Origin of the sequence: Streptomyces sp. DH12, from assembly GCF_020873895.1 — a bacterium.
Classification (GTDB): Bacteria; Actinomycetota; Actinomycetes; order Streptomycetales; family Streptomycetaceae; genus Streptomyces.
Genome location: NZ_JAHWGT010000045.1, coordinates 19349 through 43932, shown reverse-complemented (window position 1 = coordinate 43932; position 24584 = coordinate 19349). Strand labels below are relative to the sequence as shown.

Genomic DNA, 24584 nt, shown 5'->3' with positions numbered 1-24584 from the left:
GAGCCTTCTCGATCATGGAACAGCCCATCCGCACACCCACCACCGCCACCGTTCACCTTCCCCAGCCCCTCGCCTACGCCCCCACCGTCCAGACCGCCCCGGCCGCCCCGGTCGCGCGCATCGTCACCCCCCAGGGCGACGTCATCACCGGCTACCTCATGCAGCCGGCCGACCAGGCGCCCACCGCCCCCACGCCCGCCGCTCAGCCGCTGCCAGTGTGGGTGCGCTCCACGGCGCTGCTCATGCCCGTGGCCGCAGGCAGCGCCACCCTCGCCTTCTGGGGCCTGTCCCTGGCAGTCGAGTCCCTCGCCGCCCTCGCCGCCGCGCTGTGGAACCTCTTCCTCTCCCTGCTCGCCCTTTCCGCCGTCGTCGCCGTCGCAGCCTCCTGGCGCGGCCGCCGAGGCGGAGCGACCGCCACCGCCACGGCCACCGCCACCAGCCGGGACCTCTTCGGCCGGGCCACCGCCCGCGCAACCGCCACCGTCAAGAAGTAGGAGAACTCATGGCAAAGCCCGTGAAGAAGACGACCGCCACCAAGCCCGCCGCGCCGGGAGCCAGGAAGAGCGCTGCCCCCGGCGGTTCCGCCAGCGTGACCGTGAAAGGGCGCCTCACCCTGAACGGCGCGGTCTTGCGCTGCCCCGGCCGCAGCGCGGGCAGCGTGCCCCGCACTCTGACCCTGCTGGTCTCCGGCAACGAGGTTCACGCCACCTGCGGTGAGCCCCATCCCCCGCAGGGCAGGCGCCCCAGAAGGAGCGATCCGAAGTGCATGTTCAGCATGGCGCTGCTGACTCCCGTCGTGACGCCCGCGGTGGTGAGGACGATCGCGACCCGGTACGAGCCCGGCCGTCCGTTCGCCTTCAGGCTCGCGGGGGGCCAAATCCTGGAGGGCAAGCGGGCCCAGGCCGGCAAGGCAGCGCCTGTCGGCAGTGCCGGACCGGCCGCGAGCGAGCACGCCGCCCGGGCCGCCGCCGCCCGAGCCGCGCGCACGGGCAGGGCGGCACCGGCGCGAGGCGGCGGCGCCCTGGTCGCCGGGCTCCACGCGGTTACCGCCGTCGCCCAGGCCGTTGGCCAGACAGCCGGTGCCGCTGGGGCAGCCGTGAGCTCGACCGCCGGAGCCGTGGGCAAGGTCGCCGACTTCGGGCGCGAGGGCATGCGCACCGGCCGCGTTGCCATCCAGGCGGCAGACAACGCCGGTGCCCGCCGCTTCGCCCGAGACAACCGCAAGGGCGGTGACGGCAGCGGCGACGAGGCCGCCGAATGACGCGCGGGCGGGGCGCACTACGGCGCCCCGCCTGAGCGTTCAGTGTGGTATAGTTCTTCTTGTCGCACCGGGATGGCTTCCGGGTGTGGCACGACACGTGCACCCCCACCGAAAAGGACGACTGTGACCACCCAGCAGAAGACCTCCAAGCCGAATCTCATGTCCAGGTTCTTCATGGCCCTCATGGGAAAGAGCTGGGCCTACGAGTCCCCCGACGAGGTCCGCGAGGTCCTGGCGAAGAACTGCTTCGACGCACTCGCGGAACGCGCCGAGGGCCACGCTGAGGGAGCCGCCACCCTCAGCGACTCGTACGCCTTCCAGCCCGGCCTGATCGACCTGCACGACGAGCTGAACGACACCTGGCACTACCTGACGGCCCTCACGGGGCGGGCCCGGGAGCTGGGCTGCACCGCGCTCGCTGCGCAGCTCGGCGCGGCTGCCGACTCGACCCTCGACACGCTCGACAACGTGGCTACGGCCGCCGAGGGGACCGTCCCGCGCTGACGCCTTTGGGCGAGGAAGTTTCCGCACCTTCCGGCGGCGCGGACTGCTAGACCTTGCGAGGTGTCACCTCGTCGAGGACTCGCCGCATGCCGCGCCGTCCAGGCCAGCCCTTAAGCCGCCCCGACCGACCAAGAAGCGACCCAGCGCGCCGTACTGCGGCGCCTCACGAAAGAGGAAGCGTGCACGACGTCCGCATCATCTCGTTCGGCTACCTCCACGGCCCCGCCCCCGAGGCGAACATCGTCCTGGATCTGCGCACTCACTTTCGAGACCCCCACGTCGACCCCTCGCTCCGGCACCTCACGGCCAACGACGAAGCCGTACGTACGGCGGTGCGGAGCACCGACGGAATCCCGGAGTTGACCGAGGCGGCCGCCGACATGGTCGAGGCCTACCTCAACGGCCCGTCGGGCGAACACCCCGTGACTGTCGCCGTGGGCTGCGCCGGCGGACGCCACCGGGCCGCATCGGTGGCCCTCGACCTTGCCCACGAGCTCGACCAGGGCCGCAGCCTCGTGGTCACCGTCCTCCACCGGGACATCCGGTTGGACGTTGTCGACCGCTGACCGCGCAGACGCCCATCAGCCGGATCGGGGTGGCCCCCCGATCCGGCGCCACACGTACACCGATCCGGAAGGAAGTTCATGAACCCCATATCCCTGCACCGCCTCACCGCGGCCGTCGTCACCGTTGGCACCGCCGCACTCATCGTCTCCTGCACCGCCACCGGGCCGGTCGAGCACGGCAAGGTCATCGACAAGCGCAGCAAGGCTGCCCGGACCGAGATGGTGACCGAAGGCATCTACAACTGTCGTGCCGTTACCACGCGGGTCGCCCGCTCCAGCCTCGTTACCGGCAAGGGTGGCGGAGGCAAGAAGAGCGGGAAGAGCGACGGCGGTGACGGCGGTGGCCTCATCGGAGGCCTCTTCGGCGGGGGCACCGACTCCAGGCCCGACAAGAAGTCCGGCGGGAACGGCACCGCTACCCGGCCGAGCGCGAAGCCCCAGAGCCCCCGCCCGCAGCAGCGTCGCGACTGCACCAAGGTCGGAGAGCGCCAGGTGCCCAAGCGGCACCCCGGCCGCTACGAACTCCACATCAAGGCCGAGGACGGGCGCACCGCCTGGAAGCGCGTCACCGCCGATCTCTACAACCGTACGAAGAAGGGCGACACGGTCTGAGGCCGCGGGACAGCGCCGGGCAGGGGGCGCCACCCCTGCCCGGCGAGCCTCGCAAACCGTGCAGCCGACAGAGCTCGCCGCACCTCCGGGCGCCCGCAGCAGCCACCAAGAGGCCGGCCGCCCCGCACACCCCTCGCACCCCGAATCCGAGTTGAGGAGCACACTCAGCATGACCGAGCGCACCCGCGCCATCGAAGGCCTCGCCCTGGCCGCCGCCCTGACCGCCGTCTTCGACGCGGTCCATCCTCTGGGGGACCAGGTCGTGCAGAATTCGCACGACGCGACGACCAAGGGGATGCACGGCTCCCACCTGGTCTACCGCAACGACGGCTCCCCGGTCGAGGAGAATCCCTGGAGGACCGGCAAGGGGGGCCGCACCTGCACCGCCAGCGCCTACGGCCGTCGCTCGGCGGCCCGCCACGTTGCCAGTTACAGCGCTGTACAACTCGCCTCCACCGTCGCCGTCACCCGCGCCATGGGCTACCGCGTCCCCCTCAGCGCTCTCCTGACGGGTGCCGCGATCAACGCGATCACCCACGGCATCATCGACCGGCGCGACCCGCTCCTCTGGATTGCTGACAAGGCGGGCAAGACCGGATACATCAAGCACGCCACCGTCGTCCGGAAGGCCGGCGGGGAGGGCACCGAGTACCCCAAGCCCGTCCAGGACGACTCCGGGCCGGGCACCGCGCTCATGGAAATTGATCAGGCTCTACATCGCGCGATCGGAGTGGGAGCGGCCGTCATCACGGCCTGGCTCACCACCCACAGGGCAAGCCGGAAGTGACGACGCCTCACTGCCAGCGAAGCAAACTCACCGCCCGAGACCCGGCGAATGGGCGGGACGAGCACCGCATCGACGACACGCTTTCAAAGTGGTAAAGTTCTTCTTGTCGGAACGGGATGGCTTCCCGATCCGCTCCGCACACGCACATCACCGGCAAAGGAGGCACCTTCGTGTCCTGCCACACCCTGACACCTCATGAGGACGCGCCCCCGGGCCGCACCGTCCTGATCGGATGGGACCGGCTCGGTACGTACTACGCCATCGTCACCGACCGGGAAGGCGACACCGTGCGCGATGTCCTCTTCGCGGGCGCTGACCGCTACGACATCTCCGAGGTGGCCACCGTGATCGAACTGGTTGCCACCTACGCCCCGATCCCCGCAGGGCTGAAGAAGGCCCTGATCGCTGACCGCGCGAGCGAGGGCTACCGCTGCCCCACCTGCCTGGGGCGTGGCGCCCGCGTCCTGCCCGCCAGCTGCGACGAGACCGAATGCTCCCCGTGTGAGGGCACCGGCAAGGTTCAGTGCACCCACGGCCTCAGGCTCGCCAGCGGCGACTGCGGCACCTGCACCTTCGAAGCCGAATCGCCCGCCGCGACCGAGGCGGCCCAAACGTACGACGACCGGTGCGCGACGCAACAGGCCGCGCTCCACTACGTCTGATTCCTGGCCCCACCCGGGGTGGTGCCTGCCGCACCGCCCCGGGCTCACACTCGTCCACCTCCAGCCCGACATCCACCGGTGGCTCAGCGGCCAGCAGGGGACGCCCGGCCCGGTGGGCACCTGGGTGTGCGCGCCCGTCACCGAGGCGACCGAGTTCGCGGTCAGCGACGACTTCCACAACTACGCCCGGGCCGACCGGACCGGCGGCTGACCGGCCGCCGCCGGCCGGGGGAGCGGGGCGGGAATCCCGCTCCCCCGGCTGGGGCCGAGCACCACACCGAACTACCTCAACCCCAGGAGGAACCCATGGCCGCTTTTGAAGCGACCCCGCGCACCCGTGTCGACGCCGAGGCCCCGGTGGTCGAGGCGCCGCTCGCCCGACTGCGCGCGGCAGGCGTGCGCTGCCTGCCCGGCGGCGACCAGGGCGGGTACTACGTCAGCATCCCGCTGGCCGACGGCACGTCGATCGTCTTCGCCGGAACCGCCGCCGCCCCCGAGACGGCGTACCCCGACGTCAGCACCCGCCACCCCGTCCGAGCCCACGGCGGCTGGACGGCGCAGTGGGAGCAGGGGGACGGAGGACGTCACGGTGTCGACGACATCTACGTCTCCCCCGGCGCGGGCCTGTCGTACGAGGAGGACACCGCCGCCCTCGTGCAGGCCATCGTGCGGCGGGTCCGCCGGTCCGGCGGCAGCGCGCCGGAAGGGGGGCCCGGGGCGCGCGCCGAGCAGCTCGCCCGTGCGGCCCTCGCCGAGTGGGGCATCACCGCGCAGTTGGACGAGTGCGCCGGGGACACGTGGCTGGCCATCGGCAACGGCACCGACGTGGACGACTCCGGTATGCCGCGCGGACCGCACCTCCTGCTGACCATCTGCACCGCCGAGGACGAGTGGACGGTCACCCGGCCGCCCGTCCGCCCCGGTGACGAGTGGAAGCTGATGTACGTCGCCCGCAACGGCCGGGAGCGAGAGTTGATGACGCGCCCGGTCGCGCGGCTGGACGAGTGCGTCGAGGCCATCGCCGAGTGGGCGACCAGCCCCCTGCCCACGGCCGGGGACGTGCTGCTCGCCGAGCTCGCGAAGCGCGGCATCACGGCGTACCCCGACGGGATGGGCACGAGCTACATGATCCCGTTGGACCCGGCCAGTGCCGGGTGGGGCTTCTTCGAGGGGGCGCAGCTGACGGTGGCCGACTGCCACTCGTCCGTTGAGCTTCCCCCGGCCCTGCACACCGGCTGGATGGTGTGGCAGCACGACGAGGACGGTGAGCCGGTCGGGGGCGCGCGCCACCTCGCCGGGGGCGACGGCCGTCAGCTCGTCGACTGCACCGCCGACTCCGCGAAGCTCGCCGCGTTCGCCGCCGACTGGCTCGCCGCTCGCCGCTGAGCGGCACCACCGGCCGGACGCCCGGCAGGGGGAGCGGGGCGGGAATCCCGCTCCCCCTGGCCGGACCCGGCCCGAGCACACACCGAACCACCTCAACCAGGAGACGCCCATAACGAAGAGGCCCTTCACCCCGCCGTGCGGCACCGGATGCGCCGCCGCCCAGATGGAACTGTTCGCCGCACCGGCCGCCGCGCCGGCCGCGCCCCCCGCGGAGTTCGACTTCGACGCCCACGACGTGGTCATCGCCCTCGACAGATCAACCCCCCGACTGGCAAGCCCAAGCGTTCGCCGAAGAGTGAGCCAAGCGGTATAGTTCTGTCTGTCGAAGCGGGATGGCCCCCCGGTTTGGCTCACACGTACACCGACGAAGGAGCCTCTACGTGACCACCTCCCCGACCAGCACCCCCGGCCAGCCTCAGACCGAACCCGAAATGCTCCCCCTGCCGCCGCTCTACCAAGTCTGCCCCGACTGCGACGGGCAGTGGCTGAAGCCGAACCCCGCCTACGCCGAGCACGCCGATAAGGCCCGCGTGCTCCTGGCGGCCGCCATCGAGGCCCGCAAGGCCGCCGGTCTGCGCGACGGCGAGGAGGACCCCGAGATCGTTGACGCGCGGGCGCCCTACATGGACCGCATCGTCGTTGATCCCCTGCACGACAAGCTCGGGCCGACCGCCGACAAGGCCCGCGTCGCCACCCTGGCCTGGCGGATGCATCAGGAGAACCCCCCCAAGTGGCCGGACGGACACCCCCAGGAAGAGGAGTTCTACTGCATCGAGTGCGACGGCCACTCCGGCTATCAGCCGACCGCAGCCGGCCGTCAGGTCCTTGACTTCCTCCGCATCTTCCGGCGGTAGCCAGACGTTCCGCTGACAGCCACGGCCCGCGAGTCCCGACCAGGGGCCCGCGGGCCGACCCATTCCCGCACCCAACAGGGAAGGCACCGCCCGTGGCGTACCCGATCATCCCCATCGACAAGCTGACCTGGTATCACCTGCCGTCACTGCTGGCTGCGGAGGCTGGGCGTCTTCGCTATGACCGGACTCGGTACCCGATCCACGCCGCGTCCAACAACGCCATGGCCTGCCTCTGGGGCGGCCTGCTCGAAGACGGGCACGGCGGCATGCGCCTGACCGGCGAGGGCCGGGCGCGCCTCGCCGCCTGGAAGGCCAGTCCTGAGGGCCGCGAGTGGCTCGCCAGCGAGGCCAGCGACGGCGAGGACGACCCCCGAGAACGCGCCGTGAACTCCCGCTCTGCTGCCCCGGCGGAGCCAGAGCCCGCCCCCTCAACGGAGGCCGCCAGCCAGCTGACCCTGTTCCCGGCGGGTGTAGAGGACTGACGGCGCGCATTCGCCCAAAGGCGTCTAAGGTGGTAGAGTTGTCCTTGTCGGAACGGGGTGGCCCCCCGGTTCGGCACACACGTACACCGACGAAAAGGAGCCTCGCATGACCGCCTCCACCGCCGTACGCGCCGTCATCGACCCGGCTTCCGCTCTCGTCGCGGCACGCGCCGAGATCGAGAACGGAGCGCCGAGCGTCGGAGTCCTGGCCCAGCTCACCCAGCTCACTGAAGTGCTCCTCAGTCAGGTTGAGAACCTGGCCGAACAGCTCACCGAGGCGCGAACGTGCCCGGTCACCCAGCTCCCGACCCGAGCTGCATGGAACGCCCTCGCTGAGGAGGTCTGCGCGTCCGGACCCGCCGTCGTGCTGCTCATCGACCTCAACGACTTCAAGCCCATCAACGACAAGCACGGTCATGACGCCGGTGACGCCGTCCTGGCGGCCACCGGCGAGCGACTGCGGACCTGGGCAAACGGCCGTGGCTACGCGGGCCGGCTGGGAGGGGACGAGTTCGTGGTCGTGGTCCGGGACGAGTCCTCGATAGCCATGGTCATGAACATCTTGGACCTCCGAACCCGGCTTCACGCGCCGATCTCCCACGACGGCATAAGCCTGTCCGTCCGAGCAGCCATCGGCATGGCCCCCGTGCCTGGCAACACGGCCGAGGCTCTCTCCAGGGCGATGAGCAGGGCGGACCGCCGCATGTACCGCGACAAGGGGCGACCCGGCCGCCGCTAACACCCCGCCCGCCCGGCATCGCCGCGCTCCTGACCGGCGCGGTGATGCCGCTTGCCTGGCAGCTGGCCACCGGTCCGGGCGGGACCTGTACCCGCCCGAACAGAGCGCGCGACACTTCGCGCGTAGGGATGAAAGTTGTATAATTTTTCTTGTCGGAACGGGGTGGCTCCCCAGGCCGCATCACACGCACCCGGACCTCAAGGAGCGCCTATGAGCCCTGACCTGTCCACCGTTCACCTCTTTGCCGGCGGCTGCGGGGACCTCGCCGGATTCGAATCCGCCGGATTCACTCCCCGCTTCGCTGCCAACCATGCCCAACCCGCCATGGACACCGTCCGGCTCAACTTCCCCGGCGTACGTCGCCGCCACTGCGACGTCCACAACCTCGACATGCGAACCCTGCCCAGGGCTCGAACGCTCGTGGGCTCGCCGATCTGCACCGAAGTTGCCCCAGCCGGAGGCAACAGCGCTCCGCGTCTGGCCACCCTTGACGATGCCCTCCAGACCACGGAGGAGGTCGCCGACGGGGACGAGCATGCCTCTCCCAAGGACTGGGCGCAGACCCGGCTGAGCGCCTGGGACCTGATCCGCGCCATGGAGTGCAACAACTACGACGTGGTGTGCGGAGAGAACGTCCCCGGCTTCGCCACCCGGTGGCGGCTCTTCCATGACTGGCTGCGCTGCTGGGACACCCTGGGCATGAACGTCACGCTCGCCAGCTTCGACGCCGCGCACCTGGACGGCGAAGGCTTCGAGCCCGTGGCGCAGCACCGCCACCGCATCGCCTTCGCATTCACCCGCAAGGGACGGCCCGTCCCGGACTTGAGGCCCCGTCCCCGCGCAGTCTGCCCGATGTGCGGCGAGGTCCGCGGGGTGCAGCAGTGGGTCAAGCCGCGCATGCGCAAGATCGGAACCTACGGACAGCAGTACCGATACATCTGCCCCCGTCGGCGCTGCGGGCACCAGGAGGTCACCCCCCTGACCCGGCCGGTCGGAGACGTCATCGACCGAACCCTGCCCATGCGCTACGTCCACCAGGGCAGGCCCGGCAAGAGCTTCAAGCCGTACGCGGACGAGACACGGCGAAAGATCGCCGTCGGCCTGGAACGGTTCGGCGACAAGCCGTTCCTCGTCATCCACCGGCGCAACGCCACGGTGGTGAGCCTGGACGAGCCCGCCCCCGCCTTTACCGCAGCCGGCAACCACCACATGTACGTCGAGCCGGGAGCCACCGTGAACGACACGCGCGTGCGCATGTTCAGCAACCGGGAGAAGGCGCGCGGACAGGGCTTCCCCGACCACCACCAGTTCGCCGGAAACGCCACCGAGGTCAACCGGCTGATCGGCAACGCTTTCCCCGTGACATCCGCGCGCTGGCTCGCCACGCGCCTGGCCCCCGTGCTCTGACCACCACCCCATTCCACGCCCGAACCGGGCCCGTACGGCGGACGCCGTACGGGCCCGGTCTGTATGCAAGGAGGACCTTCCCCTGTCGACCGCGCAGACCACGCCCGTACTTTTCGACCTCCACGGCGCTGCCGCCGGCCAAGAAGTACAGCGGACCCCGCGCCGACGGCCGCACGCCACCCCCGGCGACCCCGGCCGCCCACGGCACGACGACTACGACGACGTCGAGCGCGACAGCTACCTGGGCACCCACCACCCGTCATGGCTCGCCCGACCCGAGTTCGGCGGCTTCCGCCCCGTCCCCCTGTGCATCTCCCACCGCCGCCTGGCCCACCGGCGCACCCTTCCCCGCGCCGTCACACCCTGGCTGCTTGACTCCGGCGCCTACTCGGAGCTCTACCTGAGAGGGACCTGGACCGTATCGACCGCCGAATACGCCGCCGCGGTCCGCCGCTACAGCGAAGAGATCTCCCAGCTCGAATACGCCAGCATCCAGGACTGGATGTGCGAACCGCACATCCTGGCCAGGACCGGCCTGACCCTCTACGACCACCAGGCCCGCACCGTAGCCAGCTACATCAATCTCCTGTGGCGGGACGACACCCTGCCCTGGATGCCGGTGATCCAGGGCTGGACGCTGGACGACTATCTGCGCTGCGTCGACATGTACGACGCCATGGGCATCGACCTCACCGCGGAACCCCGAGTCGGACTCGGATCCATCTGCCGGCGCCAGAGCACCCGGGAAGCCGTCCGCATCGTCGAGACGCTGCACGGGCTCGGCATCCGCCTCCACGGCTTCGGGTTCAAGGTCCAGGGACTGCGCGCAGCGCACCACTTTCTGTACTCCTCGGACTCCCTGGCGTGGAGCTTCAGCGCGCGCCACCAGGACCCCATGCCCGGATGCAGCCACAAGGCATGTTCGAACTGCCACCGCTACGCCCTCGCGTGGCGCAACCGGATGCTGCGGTCGCTGCCCGCGTGGCACCAGACCTCCCTCCATCCGCCGCTGTAACAGCCCGAGCCCGGGGTGGCCCCCCGGCACGGCGCCACACGCACACCCACCTCACGAAGGGACTTCCGTTTGACTCTCCTGCCCCCCAGCCCCACCGACACCCAGCAGCTCAGCCTGTTCTGCGACGACGACAATCCGCCGCCCAAGCGCGAGCGCCGCATCCACCCCTCCGTCCCGTACGCGCCCTCAACCACTGATCCGGCACGCCTGATCACCGACGCCGACTGGGTGCTGCTGAACTCCAGCGGCGGCAAGGACAGCCAGGCGATGAAGTCGTACGTGGTCTCGCTCGCCGCCGCCGCGGGCGCGCTGCACAAGGTCGTCGTCGTCCATGCCGACCTCGCGGACATCGAGTGGGAAGGCACCGCCAGCCTGGCCCGTCAGCAGTCGTTCATGCTGAACGTGCCCCGCTTCGAAGTCGTGCAGGCTCAGGGCGATCTCCTCGCCCGTGTCGCCGCCCGGTACGCCAAGCTCAAAGCGAAGGCCCTCGCTGAGGGGAAGCCCGTCGCGCCGGCCTGGCCATCGGCCTCAGCCAGATGGTGCACTTCCGACCTGAAGCGCGGCCCGATTCGCAGGCTCATGACAAGGCTGACGAACGAGCGCAGGCATCGGCGCCGTCCCGTACGCATCCTGAACTGCCTGGGCCAGCGAGCCGCCGAGAGTCCTCACCGGCAGAAGCTCGCCCCCGTCGAGATCGACCGCCCGGCGAGCAACGGCAAGCGCCACATCACCACGTGGAGGCCGATTCATCACTGGAGCGACAGGGTCGTTTGGGCCGAGATCGCCCGGTCCGGCCTGCCGTACCACGAGGCGTATGACTGGGGGATGAGCCGATTGTCATGTTCATTCTGTGTGCTCGGGTGCGAGTCCGACCTTGTGATCGCCGCCCGGCGCCGTCCCGACAAGGCCGCGGAGTACGCCGCCATGGAGACCGCCGTGGAGCGCGACTTCAAGGCCAACCTGTCGATGCGCGAGATCATCGCCCGCGCGGCCGCGCTGGAGGCGGAGGGCCCCCTGTTGCGGCCGCCGCACGGCACCGCCATGTCCCGGTTCGTGGGCAAGGCCGTCACGCGCGACTACCTGGCGCGGCTCGGCTTGGCCACAGCAGGCTAGGTCACGGCCCCTGTTCCCCGGCCATCCGGCGGTCAGGGAGACCCGGCACGCTGCGGTCTCAGCGAGGGTTCCGGCCCAGCAAATTACCCTCGGCGGGACGGTCGGTGCGGGTCAGAGGGAGGCCGCGTCGCATGTACGGCAGGGACTCTTCCCGCGTCATGTCGGACAGCAGGCGGGATGCTTCTGCGTAACCGAGTCGGTCCAGCTCCCACGCTACCCATCTGCGCCGCGACTCGATGCGCTCCGGTTTCCCTCCAAACAGCATGTGAAGGAGGTGAGCAGTGCTGTCCTGCTCGCGGGTTCGGCTGAATGTGAGCATGGAGGCAAGGCTGTAGGCCGAGACGTCGCGGGTGTGGGGGTTCATGTCCTCGTTGCCGCGGCCGCCGTCCGGCTGCTCCAGGAGGTGAATCGCACGGAGGGCTGCTGCGCGCAAATCGTCGATCACGGCCCCCTCAGCCTGCCTTCGGGCCGCCTCGGCCCTACGTCGTTTACGCCGTCCGAACACGTGCAGTCAACCCCCTTCCACATCGGTCCGCAGAAGGTTACCCGGTGTCGGCCCAACCGATCCGGCCCTCCATGCCGGGGGGGCGGGCGGCTGTACGGCCCCGGACGATTGCGTGCATCGTGAGTCGCTTTCCTCGTGATCGCCGCCGCCCATGTGGAGTCCGTCCGTTTGGGCTGGGGGCGGCGGCGACCTCGAGGACGCTCAGGCCGGCGGCGGGCTGCGACAGTTCCTGGGCCCCTTGTGCTCCGCCGCAGTCGGCTTCCGGGCCCTGTCCGGGGGCGGCCACCCTGGGCGGCTTAGGTGACCAGCCGTCACCCGACTGCACCGCCGTACGGATGACCGGCCTGAAAAGCGCAGCAGCGGCAAGCGCCGGTCGGGTTGACCGGACACCTGCCGACCGCCACCCGGTGGGCCATTTGCCCAGCTCACAAGCCGTTTCGCGCTTGGCCTAGAAGAGTGACGCTGGTAAAGTTCGTCTTGTCGGAACGGGGTGGCACCCTGCACCGGCGCCACACGCATACACCACACAGGAGGCTCACTTTGTACGATCAGGACGTCAGGGCGGTCTTGGAGAACGCCGTCAAGGTCATGAGCGAGCACCCGGAGGCGCGCCGTCGTCCGCTGCCCTCCGTGAAGGCCGGACGCCTCGCGATGCGCGCGCTGGGGATGACCCGAGCCGCCCGGCGGCAGGAGTCGAGCTCCGGACGCTATTCTGCGTTCATCTTCATCGGGGACGCCGTCGCGGACGCCTACCACGTTGCGAGCGAACACGGCCTCTCCCCCGAAGGGCTCGATGCCCTCCACGAGATCCGGCTCACGGTGGACAAGCCGTTCCCGGGCGATGCGACCAGTGACGTTGTGGATCTCGTGCACTTCTTCGGCAACGTGCTGCACCTCGCAGCGACCGCCTACGGCCTTTCCTCGAAGGCACTCACCTGGTACGGGCTCCGCCACTTCAACGCCGAACGGCACGGCCTGTAGAGGTGACCGCGAGACGGGGGGCGGCCCAGTCGCCCCCCGGTTCCCCAGCCCCCGGACCAAAGGAGCGCAGTATCACCCCGACGACGGTCACCACCCACTTCTTCGGAGAGATCACCTACCTGCCCGCCACCCACGACCAGGACGGCGAGCCGTACGCCGACCAAGGCACTCCCGGCGAGATCGTCGCCGGGTACATCGAGAGCGACCTCCCGGCAACCCTTCCGTACGCCGAGCCCGAGCCCGGGGACTACCTCCAGGGCGTCACCGAAGCGTCCGTGGTCGACGCCGCGCCGCTACTCGACATCGTCCGCAGGGCCATCGCGTACCGGGACGCTGCCGACGGATGCACGGCGGAGCCGTTCATCGACGAGTGCCAAGCCGACAGGCTCACCCGCGAGCTGGCCCGCTGGGCCGAGGCGTCCGGCATCCAGCTGGCGCCTGAATCAGCGGGGGAAGAGGGGCAAGGTGAGCCCACGCCCGCGACAGAGGGCCCCGGGGCCGCCGAGGACGCCGGTGTGCCGCGACAGTGCGCAACGTGCCCTACGGGCCAGGCGGAGCCGCCCCGCCGCATCTGCGTCCAGTGCCAGGACGAGATCCGACGAGCCCGCCCGTGGGTCACCTGGGGGTGGCGAGCCGGGATCGGCCTCACCGTGCCCGTAGCGGTAACGGCCGGGACGCACAAGCACTGCGTGGCCGCCATGCGCGAGTACCAGGGCTACGGGTGGCTGTGCGCCCTGTACCCCACCGGCACCCAACCGGAAGGGCTTCGGCTCCAGGTCCGACAGGCACTCAACCAGTCGTAAGCCGCAGGCGCATCGGGCAGGCCGGTCCAGCCGCCCTCGGTTCACCAGCCCTCACGGACACCGAAAGGAGCCAGCAGCAGTGCAGGAAGCAACGAGCGGATACGTCGCCGTTTGGACGCCCGCCAGTGGTGGCGCAGCGGTCGCCACCATCCGATGCGTGAGCGGCACCGACGCACTCAGCAACGCCCGGTACGAGGTGCAGTTCCCCGTTTACGACCCGAAGCCTGTTTACGGGCCGTTCGACTACACCGGCGCCGTCAGAACCCTTGAAACGGTCGCATTGATCTCCCCCGTCGAAGCTCGCAACGCCGTACTGGACGCGTTCGTCACGTACGGCCAGCACGGACGGATGACCCACCAGGCCCCCGCCCGGCCGTAAGTCGAAGGCGCGCCGGTCAGGGGGCCCAAGCGGCCCCCTGGCCGGGTCTACCCGCGAGGAGGAGTCAGATGAGGCTCACGAGCTACCGAGCCATGTACGACACCCGAGAGTGCTGGGCCACCCCGTCGGTTGAACCGGGCTGGCCATCCGCAGGGCAGACCTATCGCTACTTCTGGGTGTCCCTCACGAAGGACCCAGGTTTCGGCCCGACGAGCTTTCCCAACATCGCCCGCGAGCAGCTGACCTTTCTGGAGGAGGAGCCGCCACCGCCAGTCGTCCCGTACTGGATGTAGCAGCGGTGGCTGGCCGCCGCGGTGGCGGGGCTTGACACCCGGGGCCGGCGGACCGGTGCGGGCCGGTCGTGGGCCGGTGCGGTGGCTCGTACGGCGCCCGGGAGTTCACCGCGCGTGAGTCACCTCTTGAGGTGAGCCGGGGGAGCGGAAACGGTGGGCGGCTTAGGTGACCAGCCGTCACCCGGGTGCACCGCCGTACGAATGACCGGCCTGAAAAGCGCAGCAGCGGCAAGCGGTGGTCGGGTTGACCGGCCGTCCATCGACCGCCGCCCGGTGGACCGTTTGCCCAGCTCACGGGCCCTTTCACGTTTGGCCTAGAGGGGTTCCACTGGTAAAGTTCTTCTTGTCGGAGCGGGGTGGCACCCCACACCGACACCACACGCACACACCATCACCGGGAGGCCCCGTGCCCGTCCTCGATCGCATCCTGTCCAAGCGCCCCACCGAGCTCTTCATCGGCGCGTGCGAGCCGTGCCGCCGCCCCGTACGCGGATCCTTCCCCGAAGCGAACGGGGACGTGCTCGGCATCCCGTGCCCCGAGTGCGGGGCCCAGACCCGTACCTCCCGCATCTACGCGACCACGAACGACGCGTCGTGCGACGCCGCGTGCATGGGGGCCGTCGGGCCCGCCTGTTCGTGCTCCTGTGAAGGGGCGAACCACGGCGGCTCGTGGGCCCCCGCCACCTACCAGAGCACCATCAGCGCCGACGCCCTGGCCAAGTACCGCGAGCGGATCGAGAAGCAGGAACGCGAGCGGAACCGCAAGGCCGAGGCCGAGCGGAAGCGCCGCCAAACGGCGTTCGATGCCTGGGCCGAGGACCACGGCGACGTCATCGAGTTCCTGAAGTCGACGGACGTCAACAACGAGTTCATCGACGACATGCTCCGTCGCATCGAGCGCCTGGACGTGCTCACGGACCGGCAGAGCGCCGGGGTGCGCAAGTTCATCGAGAACGCGCGCCGCCGGGCCGCCGAGAACGAGCGCCGCAAGGCCGAGGAGGAGAACGCCGGACCGGTGCCGGAGGGGCGACTGACGGTCACCGGCGAGGTCGTCATGGCCAAGATCTACGACAACCACTTCACCTACAGCGGGTCCGACTACCGCATGATGGTCCGCCTCGACAACGGCGCGAAGGTGTTCGGGACCATCCCCAAGGCGCTCCAGACCCGGCGCACCGAAGAGGGCAACCTGTTCGCGCTCCGAGGTGTCCGCGTCCAGTTCGACGCCACCGTGACCGCCAAGGACGGCGAGCCGACGTTCGGCTACTTCAAGCGGCCCACGAAGGCCAAGTTCATCTGATCTCTCACGGCGGCCGCCGGGCCGCCCCGCCGCCGGGGGGCGGCCGCCGCGCCGCCCCCCGGCCCTGTACCCGTGCCCGCAGCAGGAGGACCCTGTGACGACCGCCGCACGCCTCTACACCCGTCAGCAGCTCATCGAGACCCGGCAGCTCATCCCCGTCAGTGACGGCATCGCAGACGACTTCGGCTTCACTCTGCCGGTGGCCTACTCTCTGGCCGTGTGGAGTGACACCATCGGCCTACCCGCCAACTACGCCGCACCGCGTGACCGGGCCGAGCGGCAGTGGCGGCGTGAGTGGTACTTGCTGCTGTCTCTCTATGACGCGATACAGCAGTACCGGGACGACGGCCGCCAACCGCCGGCCCGCCTTGACTTCGAGCACTACCGCCTTCCCGGGGAGCGTGGCTTCATCGACCCCCGCCCTGTCCGCCTAGCCGCCGAGAAGAGCCCCGGCGACCATGGCGAGCAGGTCATCACCATCATGCAGCCAGACCAGCGCGTGCCCTGGGTCTGAGTAGCGAATCCCCAGCTCACGGGCCCTCTCGCGTTTGGTCGAAGGGGTCTACGCTGGTAAAGTTCCTCTTGTCGGAACGGGGTGGCACCCCGCATCGGCACTACACGCACACGCCACCACGATCCGAGGGAGTGGGCAGGATGAAAATCGGCACCGTGTACGAGACCGGCGCCGTGGGCACCGCGGTAGGCACCTTCCACACGAAGCGCGAAGTCGCGTACGTGAGCGCCCGGACCTACCTCGGCGAGCGCACCGGCGAGTACGTCGTCTCGGCGCCGACGGCATGGGGTATCGCGCTCATCGTCGACAACGGCCCCGATGGCTTCGACGCACTCGACGCCGTCGACGACATGAACGCCCGGGTGATCGTGCGCGGCGCCCCGACCGGCCGCGACGCGCTGCGCGCCGTCCTCGGCATCAGCTCGTTCCGCGTCGACGCGGACGCGACGTGCTGAGGGGCGTGGGAAAGACCGACGGCCGAACTGTCAGCCCGCCTCGACTTCGAGCGCCGCCGAGAAGAGCCCCGGTGGCCATGGCGAGCAGGTCGTCACCATCATGCAGCCAGACCAGCGAGTGCCCTGGCTCTGAGTAGCGAATTCCCAGCTCACGGGCCCTTTCGCGTTTGGTCGAAGGGGCCCACGATGGTAAAGTTCTTCTTGTCGAAACGGGGTGGCGCCCCGCACCGACACCACACGCACACCGACGAAGGGAATCAACCATGACCGTGACCACCGAGCAGACCGAGACCGGCCAGGATGAGCAGTTCATCGGACGCCTCATCCTGATCGACCCGCTCGACTTCGACCCCGAGGGGAAGGAGACGGACGCACCGATCGTCATCGACCCCTTCAACCACCGCAAGAAGCGCACCACCGGCGAGGGCGACACGACCGGCGAGGAGGACACCACCCAGCCGGACCCCGCACTGATCGCCAGCGTGGAAGCCCTCGGAGTCCAGCAGGCGATCATCCTCCGCCCCCAGGTGGGGGAGCACGAGGGCAAGCTGGGCATCGTGATCGGCCAGCGGCGCACAACCGCCGCCCACCGCGTCGCCGTCCAGGCCGTGGCCGAGGGGCGCAGCTACCGCAAGGTCCCGGCGATCGTCCGCGACGACCTCAAGGGCGTGGACGACGAGGCCCTGACAATCTCGATGGTGGAGAACATCCACCGCAAGCAGGCGACCGCCCAGGATGACCTGGAAGCCGCCCAGCAGCTCGCCCTCATGGTGAACGTCAAGCGTGTCCCCAAGGCCCGGAAGCGGCAGATGGCCGCCGCCATCGGGCGCACGGTCGAGGAGCTGGACGCGGCCCACAAGGTCGCGCAGCTCACGCCCGAGACTCTCGGAGACCTCAACGAGGATGAGGTTGACTTCGACTGGGTCGAGCTTGGCGACCTTCAGGAGGTCGAGGACGTCGACGGTGCCCTGAACATCCTGGTGAAGGCCAAGGCCCGGGACGATGCCGAGGGCAACGGCAAGCGGGGAGCCTGGAAGCAGGCCGTGGAGACGCTGCGCGCGCGGAAGGCGCGCGAGGAGCGGATCGAGCAGGTGCGAGCAGGCCTCACCGGCCGTGGCATCGAGGTGGTCCCCTTCGTTGACAACTGGCAGGTCTTCGAGATCACCCGGCCGCTCGATGAGCTGCTCACCGAGGTCGACCGGCCGCTGACCGAGCAGGTGCACGAGGAGACGTGCCCCGGCCACGCGGCCGCCGTTAACCCCGAGGACGGTGAGGTCGTGTGGCTGTGCGTCGGCTGGAAGAAGAACGGCCACAAGCTCGCGAACGAGCCGGAGGCCGCCGATGCCGGCTCCGCCGAAGTTGACGAGAAGGCGGCGGCGCGGGCCAAGGCGGAAGAGGAGAAGAAGGAGGCTGAGCGCGAGCACGGCCGCGTGATCCGGAAGAACAACGAGGCATGGCGAGTGGCCCGCACCGTGCGTGAAGCCCACATCGCCGACATGTGCAAGGAGAAGAGCGAGGCACCGGCGGCGGTCAAGGACTTGGTCATGCGGACGCTGCTCGCGGGTGGCTCGCACGTCGGCCAGTTCGCGAACGCCACCGAGAAGCTGCGCGAGATGCAGGGACAGCTGCTGTCGAAGTTCCTCGCCGACGAGCGGCTCTCCAGGGTCGGGGAGGACGTGATCAGCGCGCTGATCACACGGACGGCCGCCAAGCGGTACTGGTGGGTCCTCTTCGCCTACGTCGCAGCCATGCACGAGGCCATGCACATGAAGGATGACGCGTGGCGCGGAGAGCCGCACTACCACTACGGCCACAACCGCCCGAACCACGAGGCCGGACCGATCCGGCCCGCCACGGTCGAATGGATCAACTTCCTGGAGACCTACGGCTACAGCCCGTCGGAGATCGAGGAACAGACCCTGGCCCTTGCTCGACAGCAGGCTGAGGAGCAGGCGGAGCGCGACGCACGGGAAGCAGAGGCGCGCGAGGCCATGAAGGCCGAGCGAGAGGCCCGCGAGGCGGCAGCCGCAGCCGACGCGGAGCCGGACACGGACGCGGACACGGACGCGGACGCGGAGCCGGACACGGACGCGGAGCCGGACACGGACGCGGACGCGGAGCCGGACACGGACGCGGAGCCGGACACGGACACGGACGCGGAGCCGGACACGGACGCGGAGCCGGACACGGACGCGGAGCCGGACACCGAGCCGGACACCGAGCCGGACACCGAGCCGGACACCGACGCGGAGACCGACGCGGAGACCGACGCGGAGTAATAGGTATCACCCGGAGGGGCCCCGCCGGGGCCCCTCCCAGCCCCCGGGGGCGACGCTGGCCGCGTCGCCCCCGGTCACACGCACACCGACTGGGGAGGCTGAATTGACGGACCAGTACGCAACGGCAGGCGACCACTTCGGGCACACGCTGGCTCGACACGGGCTGACGGTGTCGACCCGGAACAACTGGGCAGAGGGTGGCGACGTCGTGGTGGTCAGCGTGGACGCCGAGCGGGAGATACGCATCTCCGACGCAGACGGATGGACGCACCGGAGCCCGTCGGAATGGGACGGCGGCCGCGCCGTCGTCTGCTCCACCGACGAGGACAGCGGCAGCACCGCTACGGGTGAGGTCCTCTACGAGTCCTACGGACACGGCGACTTCACCGCCGACTCGGCATGCCTGATGTGCGCAGTCCTGGCGTACATGAGGCAGAACGGTCACCCCGTGCCAGCCGGACCGGCCGAAGTGGACGAGGCCATGGCGCTCGCGCATCTGGCCCTCTGTGATGCCGGGTGGAGGCCGGAGGCCGGGCACGACCCGCAGGACTGGCACGCCGAGTTGCGCGCCGGCCACACCACCTACCTGGAACGCAAAGCGGTCGCTGTCGGCCGGGATCAGCTTGACACCCTCCGGAATGCCGCCGCGGCGGGAACGTTCGACATCACGCCCTACGCAGACCTCAGCGAAGCGCTGGACGCCGTCCGCCACGGCTGCATGGCCACATGGCGAGCCACCCCGTACGGGAAGGTCTGGGTGGACACCGCCGCCTAAGACCCCCGCCAAACGCAGAACCGCGACCATCCGCCCGAAGGCGGCCCCGAAGGGGCGGGCTAGGCATGGTCGCGGTTCCTCACACGCACACCTACCAAAGGAGTGTCCGAAGACCCACCGAAGGAGGTGTTACGAAGCCCCCAGTGTACCGGCACGAGCGCTGGCGGCGAAATGCCTGGACGGCACGACGAGCTTTGCTGGAGGGTGTGAATGCGGTAAAGTTCCTTCTGTCGGAACGGGGTGGCCCCCGTTCTGGCGTCACACGCACCCACCCCGAAGGGATTGACCAGTGACGACTCCCACCCTCGCATCCCCCGCTGTACTGGCAGGGCTCCGCGACCGTGTGCTCGCGGACGCGGGCGACGCCGACCTGGCCCCGCTCGAAGTGCTCCAGGCCCTCAGTGACGCGGAACTGGCCTCCTTCTGGTACGGCTACGCCCGAGCCGTCCAGGATGCGGACCGTGGGGGCGACATTCACGCGCGGGCCGCTTCCTATGCCCTTGAAGCCTCCGGGGCGCTCGATGCGATCACGCCCGATGCGCGTGCGCAGCTCCGCTACGAGCTGGTCGCCGCGCTGCGATAGCCGCCACTGTCCGCCCGCACCCGAGTGCCGGGTGCGGGCGGGTCGGCGGCAGTCATTCCCGTGACGCTTAGGCTTCAAAGTGGTAAAGTTCGTCTTGTCGGCACGGGGTGGCCCCCGCGCCGACGTCACACGCACACCATCGAAAGGGCTATGCCGTGCTCACCACCGACTCACCGACTGATCTCGTGATTGCGCCCGCCGGCCCCAAGGCTGCGGACCTGCCTACCGCCATGGCCGAGGCTGCCCATACGGCGGACGCCTACCGCGTCCAAGCGAACCGGATCGAAGCCGGGCTCAAGGGAGCGCCGGACCCGACGTGGCTCCGGAGCCAGAGCGCCATCTGCCTGGCCCGGCAGAAGCAGTACACCGACCGCGCGCAGGGCGAGCCGCAGGACCGGGACGCCGCCAACTGGCAGGCCCTCGCGCTCGGCTACGCCGAAGCCGCCCGCATCCTGGCAGCGGCCGGAGCGGAAGAGGCGGGGCGCATGGTCCCCGCGCTACTCGCCGCCACCGCTCTGCTGAAGGCCGCCCCGGCGAGGTTCCTCCGTCCGCCGTGCGCGGCCGCCGCACCGGCGTACATCGACATGGCCGCGCTGAACGCAGCGCACATCGAGGCCAGCGAGTACCGAACCGCCCGGACTCTGCACACGCTGGAAGCCGAACTGCTCCTGCTGGCCTGCTACGCCCGCGATCACAACCCTCCGATGCTGGAGGCCCTCACGCAGGCCCAAGCGGCGCTGGCCGCCGCACGTGACGCGGGATTCGCCGCCGACCCGGTCGCGGAAGCTCTCGATGCCGGGGCCGGGGTGCTCCGGCACGCGGTGCTCGACCCCATCTTGACCACCGACTGAACCGCAGCGCGCGTTTATCCAGCGCGCTGCCCCTCTCTCCGGGCCCTGGCCGGTTGCCCAACCGGCCGGGGTCGACCTATGCCCGGACTCGCCACCGATCCCAGGAGGAAGCCCTTGCGCCACCCCGCCTACGCCCACATCGACGATCTGCTCGGTCCCTATCCCGCCAACGTGTCCAACCTCCAAGGTCATGGCCTTGCGGACTTCCCCCGCTGGGTGCTGCCGTTCCTCGCCGCGCAGGTCGCGGAAGAGGCGGAGAACTGCCCGGAAGCGACGACCGTTGATCTCCTTCCGGACGGCCGGGTCGTGGAGCGCGCCCCCGTCGCCTTCGCGGACGAGGACGGATACGAGGACCAGGTCGTGACGGCCAACCCGGACGGCACGTACACCGTGGGCGCGGACTGGTGGTGGTACGCCATGGACGCCCGGGCGGCTCTGCGCTCCAGCGTGCGGGCCCTGATCCGTCCCGGCGCGCGTCACCGCCGTTTCCGCGCGTTGGTCGCCGTGCATGCGGCCGTCACCCTGGCCGCGAGCGAAATCACGACGGCCAGGGACCGGCTCATATCCCGTCTCACCGAGCGATAGCGCAAGGCGCTGCCAGTGAGGCACCGAGGGGCAGGGGGTGGCGCGGATGCGCCCTGCCTCTCGGCGGCCGGTGGTGCATCGCACCTTCGGTGCGATCCGGCGGTGGGCGCGCCCGGTGGGTGTGCCGCGCGGTGCGGGTGGGTGCGGCCGGCCCGCGGGGGTTGGTGTGGTCCGGTGGCTGGTGTGGAGCGGGCCGGCGGTGCGGGTAGTCGAGGCGCGGCCGTGCGGCGCCGTTTGGCGCTCCGCGCCGCGCGCGGCCGTCCCGGGGGGCTCCTCCGGACCCCCGCCCCCCGGGACCCGGGATCCCCTACCCCGGCGCCGTGCCCGCCCAGGACCGCCCCGACCCGCCGCGGACCCGGTGCCGGCCGCCACGGGCACCGGTCCCCGACACCAGGCGCGTGCAGGGCCCCGGAGAGAGACCACCCCCACAGGCCACAAGCACGGCCACCCTGAGCGGCTTAGGTGACCAGCCGCCACCCGGCTGCACCGCCGTACGAATGACCGGCCCGAAAGCGCAGCAGCGGCAAGCGGTAGGAGCGTCGACCGGCCGTCCGTCGACCGCCGCCCGGTGGACCGTTTGCCCAGCTCACGCGCCCTTTCACGTTTGGTCCAGGGGGGGCACGCTGGTAAAGTTCTTCTTGTCGGAACGGGGTGGCACCCCGCACCGACACCACACGCACACCCCAGCGAAAGGGCACCCACCATGGCCACGTCGACCCGCCGCCGCTCCGCCGCGAAGTCCACCAAGGGTAAGAAGAAGCTCACGCCCGAGCAGCGCGCCGAGTTCGCCGAGAAGCGCAAGGCCGAGGTGCAGGGCTTGCAGGAGCAGCTCACCGCCGCCGTCGTGGAGTTCGCATCCTCCGAGGGCTGGGCGGCGCTGCTGAAGAAGATGGCCCAGCGCTCCCGCATCATGCGCAAGTATTCCTTCCGCAACTCCGCGCTGATCTTCGCTCAGTGCCCCCACGCGACGGAGGTGCGCGGGTACACCGAGTGGAAGACGCGCGGCCGCCAGGTCCGCAAGGGTGAGCGCGGAATTCGGATCCTCGCCCCCAACACCGTCACGCCCCGGGATGAGAACGGCGAGCCCCAGAAGGACGAGCACGGCAACGAGAAGCACATCACGATCTTCAAGCCCATTTCGGTGTTCGACATCAGCCAGACCGAACGGGCCGAGGGGGCGCAGGAGCCCGAGGGTGAGCCCGCCGGTGACGTCGCGCTGCCGGAGATCAACGGGAAGGTACAGGGCACCGCACCCGCCGAGTTCATGGACCGGCTCACCCTCTGCCTGAAGTCCCTCGGGTACACGGTCGAGCGCGGGCACACCGCGCCCGCCGACGGGTACGCGGACCCGGCCACGCGAACCGTGCGCATCGGGCTGGACTTCCCCGAGGCCCACGCGGCCGCCGTGCTCGCGCACGAGGCCGGACATGTGCAGCTCGACCACACGGCCGACATGGCCGAGTACCGCCAGCACCGGGGCCGAATGGAGACCGAAGCCGAGTCCGTCGCCTTCATCGTCTGCGCCGTCGCGGGCCTTGACTCCTCCGTCTCGTCTCTCTCCTACATCGCGGGATGGGCGGGCAAGACCCCGGAGAAGGTGCAGGAGACCATGGTCGAGGTCGGACAGCGCGTCGTCGAAGCCGCGCGCGCCATCCTCGCGTTCACCGACCCCGACGAGGACCAGGACGAGGAGACCGGCGCGTCCGAGGCCGCCGACAGCGAAGCGGAAGCGGTGCCCGTGGCAGCCTGACAGTGGCCAGCCGGGGCGGCCCGGGGGGAAACCTCCCGGGCCGCCCCGGAGTGGCGCGGTCGGCGCGCCGACAGGGCTCGCCGGGCGGCCCCCGGCGCGTACGCAGTAGGGCGGACGCCGGCGGAGCGCCGACCGCACCGACGGAGATCCGCTGTGCGCTTGCTTCGTCGTGGTGCGTCGCACCGGTGGTGCGATCCGGCCGTGCGCCGCCGTCGTCGGGCCCCGGGGGCCCTCCTTATGGCGGCCCGGCCCGTGCGCCGGGGGCGCCCGGGCCGGGCTGCGGTCGCTCGCGCTCCCTTGCGCGCCGCCCCGGCGGGCTCCTCCGGACGCCCGCCCGCCGGGGACCGGGACCCGTGGCCGGCCGCTGCGGTGGCCGGGCTTGACACCAGAGGCCGGCGGACCGGTGCGGGCCGGTCGTGGGCCGGTGCGGTGGCTGAGGTTCGTACGGGGCCCCGGGGAGTTCACCGCGCGAGGAGTCACCTCTTAAGAGGTGAGCCGGGGGAGCGGAAACGGTGGGCGGCTTAGGTGACCAGCCGTCACCCGGGTGCACCGCCGTACGAATGACCGGCCTGAAAAGCGCAGCAGCGGCAAGCGGTGGTCGGGTTGACCGGCCGTCCGCCGACCGCCGCCCGGTGGATCCTTTGCCCAGCTCACGGGCCCTTTCACGTTTGGCCTAGAGGGGTTCCACTGGTAAAGTTCTTCTTGTCGGAACGGGGTGGCACCCCGCACCGACACCACACGCACACCGGCGAAAGGGCACACCATGACCGTCACCGACCAGCACACCACCGCTCTTACCGAGGACGAGCGGACGGCGCTCCGCGAGCTCATGGAGGGCCAGCAGGAGAGCCAGCCGGAGCCCGAGCCGTTCGGGCCCGTCCTCCGAGACCTCCGTACCTCCGCGCTGGAGACGGAGGTCGACTTTCAGGCGATCCTCAAGGCCAAGAACCGGACGGCCGACCGGCGGCGCAGGACGCTCTACCTGATGTGGCGCGAGACCAAGGACGTGCGCCAGGTCGCGGCCATGCTGCCCAGCACCGTCACCATGCACACGGTGATCGCCGCTGTTCTCCAGTGTGCGAGCCGCCAGGACTTCGAGGAGCTCGCGCGCGGCACCGCCGAGTAACGGCCCCGCAGCACCCT

At 70.4% G+C, this 24584-nt stretch carries 28 protein-coding genes; 27 read left to right on the top strand and 1 reads right to left on the bottom strand.

Annotated features, from left to right (window positions below; genetic code table 11):
* Nucleotides 1–14: 14 nt before the first annotated feature.
* The 14 genes from LPA54_RS29495 (at nucleotide 15) to LPA54_RS29430 (ending at nucleotide 11388) form a co-directional block, all read left to right on the top strand.
* A complete protein-coding gene (locus tag LPA54_RS29495; protein WP_228983502.1) occupies nucleotides 15–494 on the top strand; it encodes a hypothetical protein in 480 nt (159 codons plus the stop codon).
* An 8-nt stretch (nucleotides 495–502) separates the two neighbouring features.
* Entirely contained in the window at nucleotides 503–1261 is a 759-nt protein-coding gene (locus tag LPA54_RS29490) for a hypothetical protein (protein WP_228983500.1), read from the top strand.
* Nucleotides 1262–1384: 123 nt separating this feature from the next.
* Nucleotides 1385–1765 (top strand): hypothetical protein, encoded by a 381-nt coding sequence (locus LPA54_RS29485; RefSeq protein ID WP_228983498.1) that lies wholly within the window; start codon nucleotides 1385–1387, stop codon nucleotides 1763–1765.
* A gap of 179 nt (nucleotides 1766–1944) precedes the next feature.
* Nucleotides 1945–2331, top strand: a complete 387-nt coding sequence (locus LPA54_RS29480; RefSeq protein ID WP_228983496.1) for an RNase adapter RapZ — start codon at nucleotides 1945–1947, stop codon at nucleotides 2329–2331.
* 78 nt (nucleotides 2332–2409) lie between these two features.
* On the top strand, nucleotides 2410–2943 hold the full coding sequence (locus LPA54_RS29475; RefSeq protein WP_228983494.1) for a hypothetical protein: 534 nt from the start codon (nucleotides 2410–2412) through the stop codon (nucleotides 2941–2943).
* Between the two features lie 169 nt (nucleotides 2944–3112).
* Nucleotides 3113–3730, top strand: coding sequence for a hypothetical protein (locus tag LPA54_RS29470; RefSeq protein ID WP_228983492.1), 618 nt, complete (start codon nucleotides 3113–3115; stop codon nucleotides 3728–3730).
* A gap of 170 nt (nucleotides 3731–3900) precedes the next feature.
* Nucleotides 3901–4392, top strand: coding sequence for a hypothetical protein (locus tag LPA54_RS29465; protein ID WP_228983490.1), 492 nt, complete (start codon nucleotides 3901–3903; stop codon nucleotides 4390–4392).
* Nucleotides 4393–4698: 306 nt separating this feature from the next.
* Nucleotides 4699–5778, top strand: a complete 1080-nt coding sequence (locus LPA54_RS29460) for a hypothetical protein (RefSeq protein WP_228983489.1) — start codon at nucleotides 4699–4701, stop codon at nucleotides 5776–5778.
* 380 nt (nucleotides 5779–6158) lie between these two features.
* Nucleotides 6159–6632: a hypothetical protein gene (locus LPA54_RS29455; protein WP_228983487.1), complete on the top strand. Its 474-nt coding sequence runs from the start codon at nucleotides 6159–6161 to the stop codon at nucleotides 6630–6632.
* Nucleotides 6633–6724: 92 nt separating this feature from the next.
* Nucleotides 6725–7114: a hypothetical protein gene (locus tag LPA54_RS29450; protein ID WP_228983482.1), complete on the top strand. Its 390-nt coding sequence runs from the start codon at nucleotides 6725–6727 to the stop codon at nucleotides 7112–7114.
* Between the two features lie 106 nt (nucleotides 7115–7220).
* On the top strand, nucleotides 7221–7853 hold the full coding sequence (locus tag LPA54_RS29445; RefSeq protein WP_228983477.1) for a GGDEF domain-containing protein: 633 nt from the start codon (nucleotides 7221–7223) through the stop codon (nucleotides 7851–7853).
* A 210-nt stretch (nucleotides 7854–8063) separates the two neighbouring features.
* Nucleotides 8064–9260 (top strand): DNA cytosine methyltransferase, encoded by a 1197-nt coding sequence (locus LPA54_RS29440; RefSeq protein WP_228983476.1) that lies wholly within the window; start codon nucleotides 8064–8066, stop codon nucleotides 9258–9260.
* A 502-nt stretch (nucleotides 9261–9762) separates the two neighbouring features.
* Nucleotides 9763–10275 (top strand): hypothetical protein, encoded by a 513-nt coding sequence (locus LPA54_RS29435; protein WP_228983473.1) that lies wholly within the window; start codon nucleotides 9763–9765, stop codon nucleotides 10273–10275.
* A 69-nt stretch (nucleotides 10276–10344) separates the two neighbouring features.
* Complete coding sequence (locus LPA54_RS29430) at nucleotides 10345–11388, top strand: phosphoadenosine phosphosulfate reductase family protein (RefSeq protein WP_228983471.1); 1044 nt, start codon at nucleotides 10345–10347, stop codon at nucleotides 11386–11388.
* 58 nt (nucleotides 11389–11446) lie between these two features.
* Here the strand turns inward: LPA54_RS29430 and LPA54_RS29425 are convergent, their stop codons facing one another.
* On the bottom strand, nucleotides 11447–11833 hold the full coding sequence (locus tag LPA54_RS29425) for a hypothetical protein (protein ID WP_228983469.1): 387 nt from the start codon (nucleotides 11831–11833) through the stop codon (nucleotides 11447–11449).
* Between the two features lie 600 nt (nucleotides 11834–12433).
* Here LPA54_RS29425 and LPA54_RS29420 point away from each other — a divergent pair.
* The 13 genes from LPA54_RS29420 (at nucleotide 12434) to LPA54_RS29360 (ending at nucleotide 24567) form a co-directional block, all read left to right on the top strand.
* Nucleotides 12434–12874, top strand: a complete 441-nt coding sequence (locus tag LPA54_RS29420; protein ID WP_228983468.1) for a hypothetical protein — start codon at nucleotides 12434–12436, stop codon at nucleotides 12872–12874.
* Between the two features lie 2 nt (nucleotides 12875–12876).
* Entirely contained in the window at nucleotides 12877–13677 is an 801-nt protein-coding gene (locus LPA54_RS29415; RefSeq protein WP_228983466.1) for a hypothetical protein, read from the top strand.
* A gap of 157 nt (nucleotides 13678–13834) precedes the next feature.
* Complete coding sequence (locus LPA54_RS29410; protein WP_228983465.1) at nucleotides 13835–14056, top strand: hypothetical protein; 222 nt, start codon at nucleotides 13835–13837, stop codon at nucleotides 14054–14056.
* A 699-nt stretch (nucleotides 14057–14755) separates the two neighbouring features.
* On the top strand, nucleotides 14756–15649 hold the full coding sequence (locus tag LPA54_RS29405) for a hypothetical protein (RefSeq protein WP_228983463.1): 894 nt from the start codon (nucleotides 14756–14758) through the stop codon (nucleotides 15647–15649).
* A 94-nt stretch (nucleotides 15650–15743) separates the two neighbouring features.
* Nucleotides 15744–16163, top strand: coding sequence for a DUF6573 family protein (locus tag LPA54_RS29400; RefSeq protein WP_228983461.1), 420 nt, complete (start codon nucleotides 15744–15746; stop codon nucleotides 16161–16163).
* Nucleotides 16164–16303: 140 nt separating this feature from the next.
* A complete protein-coding gene (locus LPA54_RS29395; RefSeq protein ID WP_228983459.1) occupies nucleotides 16304–16618 on the top strand; it encodes a hypothetical protein in 315 nt (104 codons plus the stop codon).
* A gap of 263 nt (nucleotides 16619–16881) precedes the next feature.
* Complete coding sequence (locus tag LPA54_RS29390; protein WP_228983457.1) at nucleotides 16882–18897, top strand: ParB N-terminal domain-containing protein; 2016 nt, start codon at nucleotides 16882–16884, stop codon at nucleotides 18895–18897.
* 103 nt (nucleotides 18898–19000) lie between these two features.
* Entirely contained in the window at nucleotides 19001–19672 is a 672-nt protein-coding gene (locus LPA54_RS29385; RefSeq protein ID WP_228983456.1) for a hypothetical protein, read from the top strand.
* A gap of 289 nt (nucleotides 19673–19961) precedes the next feature.
* Nucleotides 19962–20255, top strand: coding sequence for a hypothetical protein (locus LPA54_RS29380; RefSeq protein WP_228983454.1), 294 nt, complete (start codon nucleotides 19962–19964; stop codon nucleotides 20253–20255).
* A gap of 155 nt (nucleotides 20256–20410) precedes the next feature.
* Complete coding sequence (locus LPA54_RS29375; RefSeq protein WP_228983453.1) at nucleotides 20411–21106, top strand: hypothetical protein; 696 nt, start codon at nucleotides 20411–20413, stop codon at nucleotides 21104–21106.
* Nucleotides 21107–21220: 114 nt separating this feature from the next.
* A complete protein-coding gene (locus LPA54_RS29370) occupies nucleotides 21221–21691 on the top strand; it encodes a hypothetical protein (protein WP_228983446.1) in 471 nt (156 codons plus the stop codon).
* Between the two features lie 703 nt (nucleotides 21692–22394).
* Nucleotides 22395–23441, top strand: a complete 1047-nt coding sequence (locus LPA54_RS29365; protein ID WP_228983444.1) for an ArdC-like ssDNA-binding domain-containing protein — start codon at nucleotides 22395–22397, stop codon at nucleotides 23439–23441.
* A 763-nt stretch (nucleotides 23442–24204) separates the two neighbouring features.
* Nucleotides 24205–24567, top strand: coding sequence for a hypothetical protein (locus LPA54_RS29360; protein ID WP_228983443.1), 363 nt, complete (start codon nucleotides 24205–24207; stop codon nucleotides 24565–24567).
* Nucleotides 24568–24584: the final 17 nt, after the last annotated feature.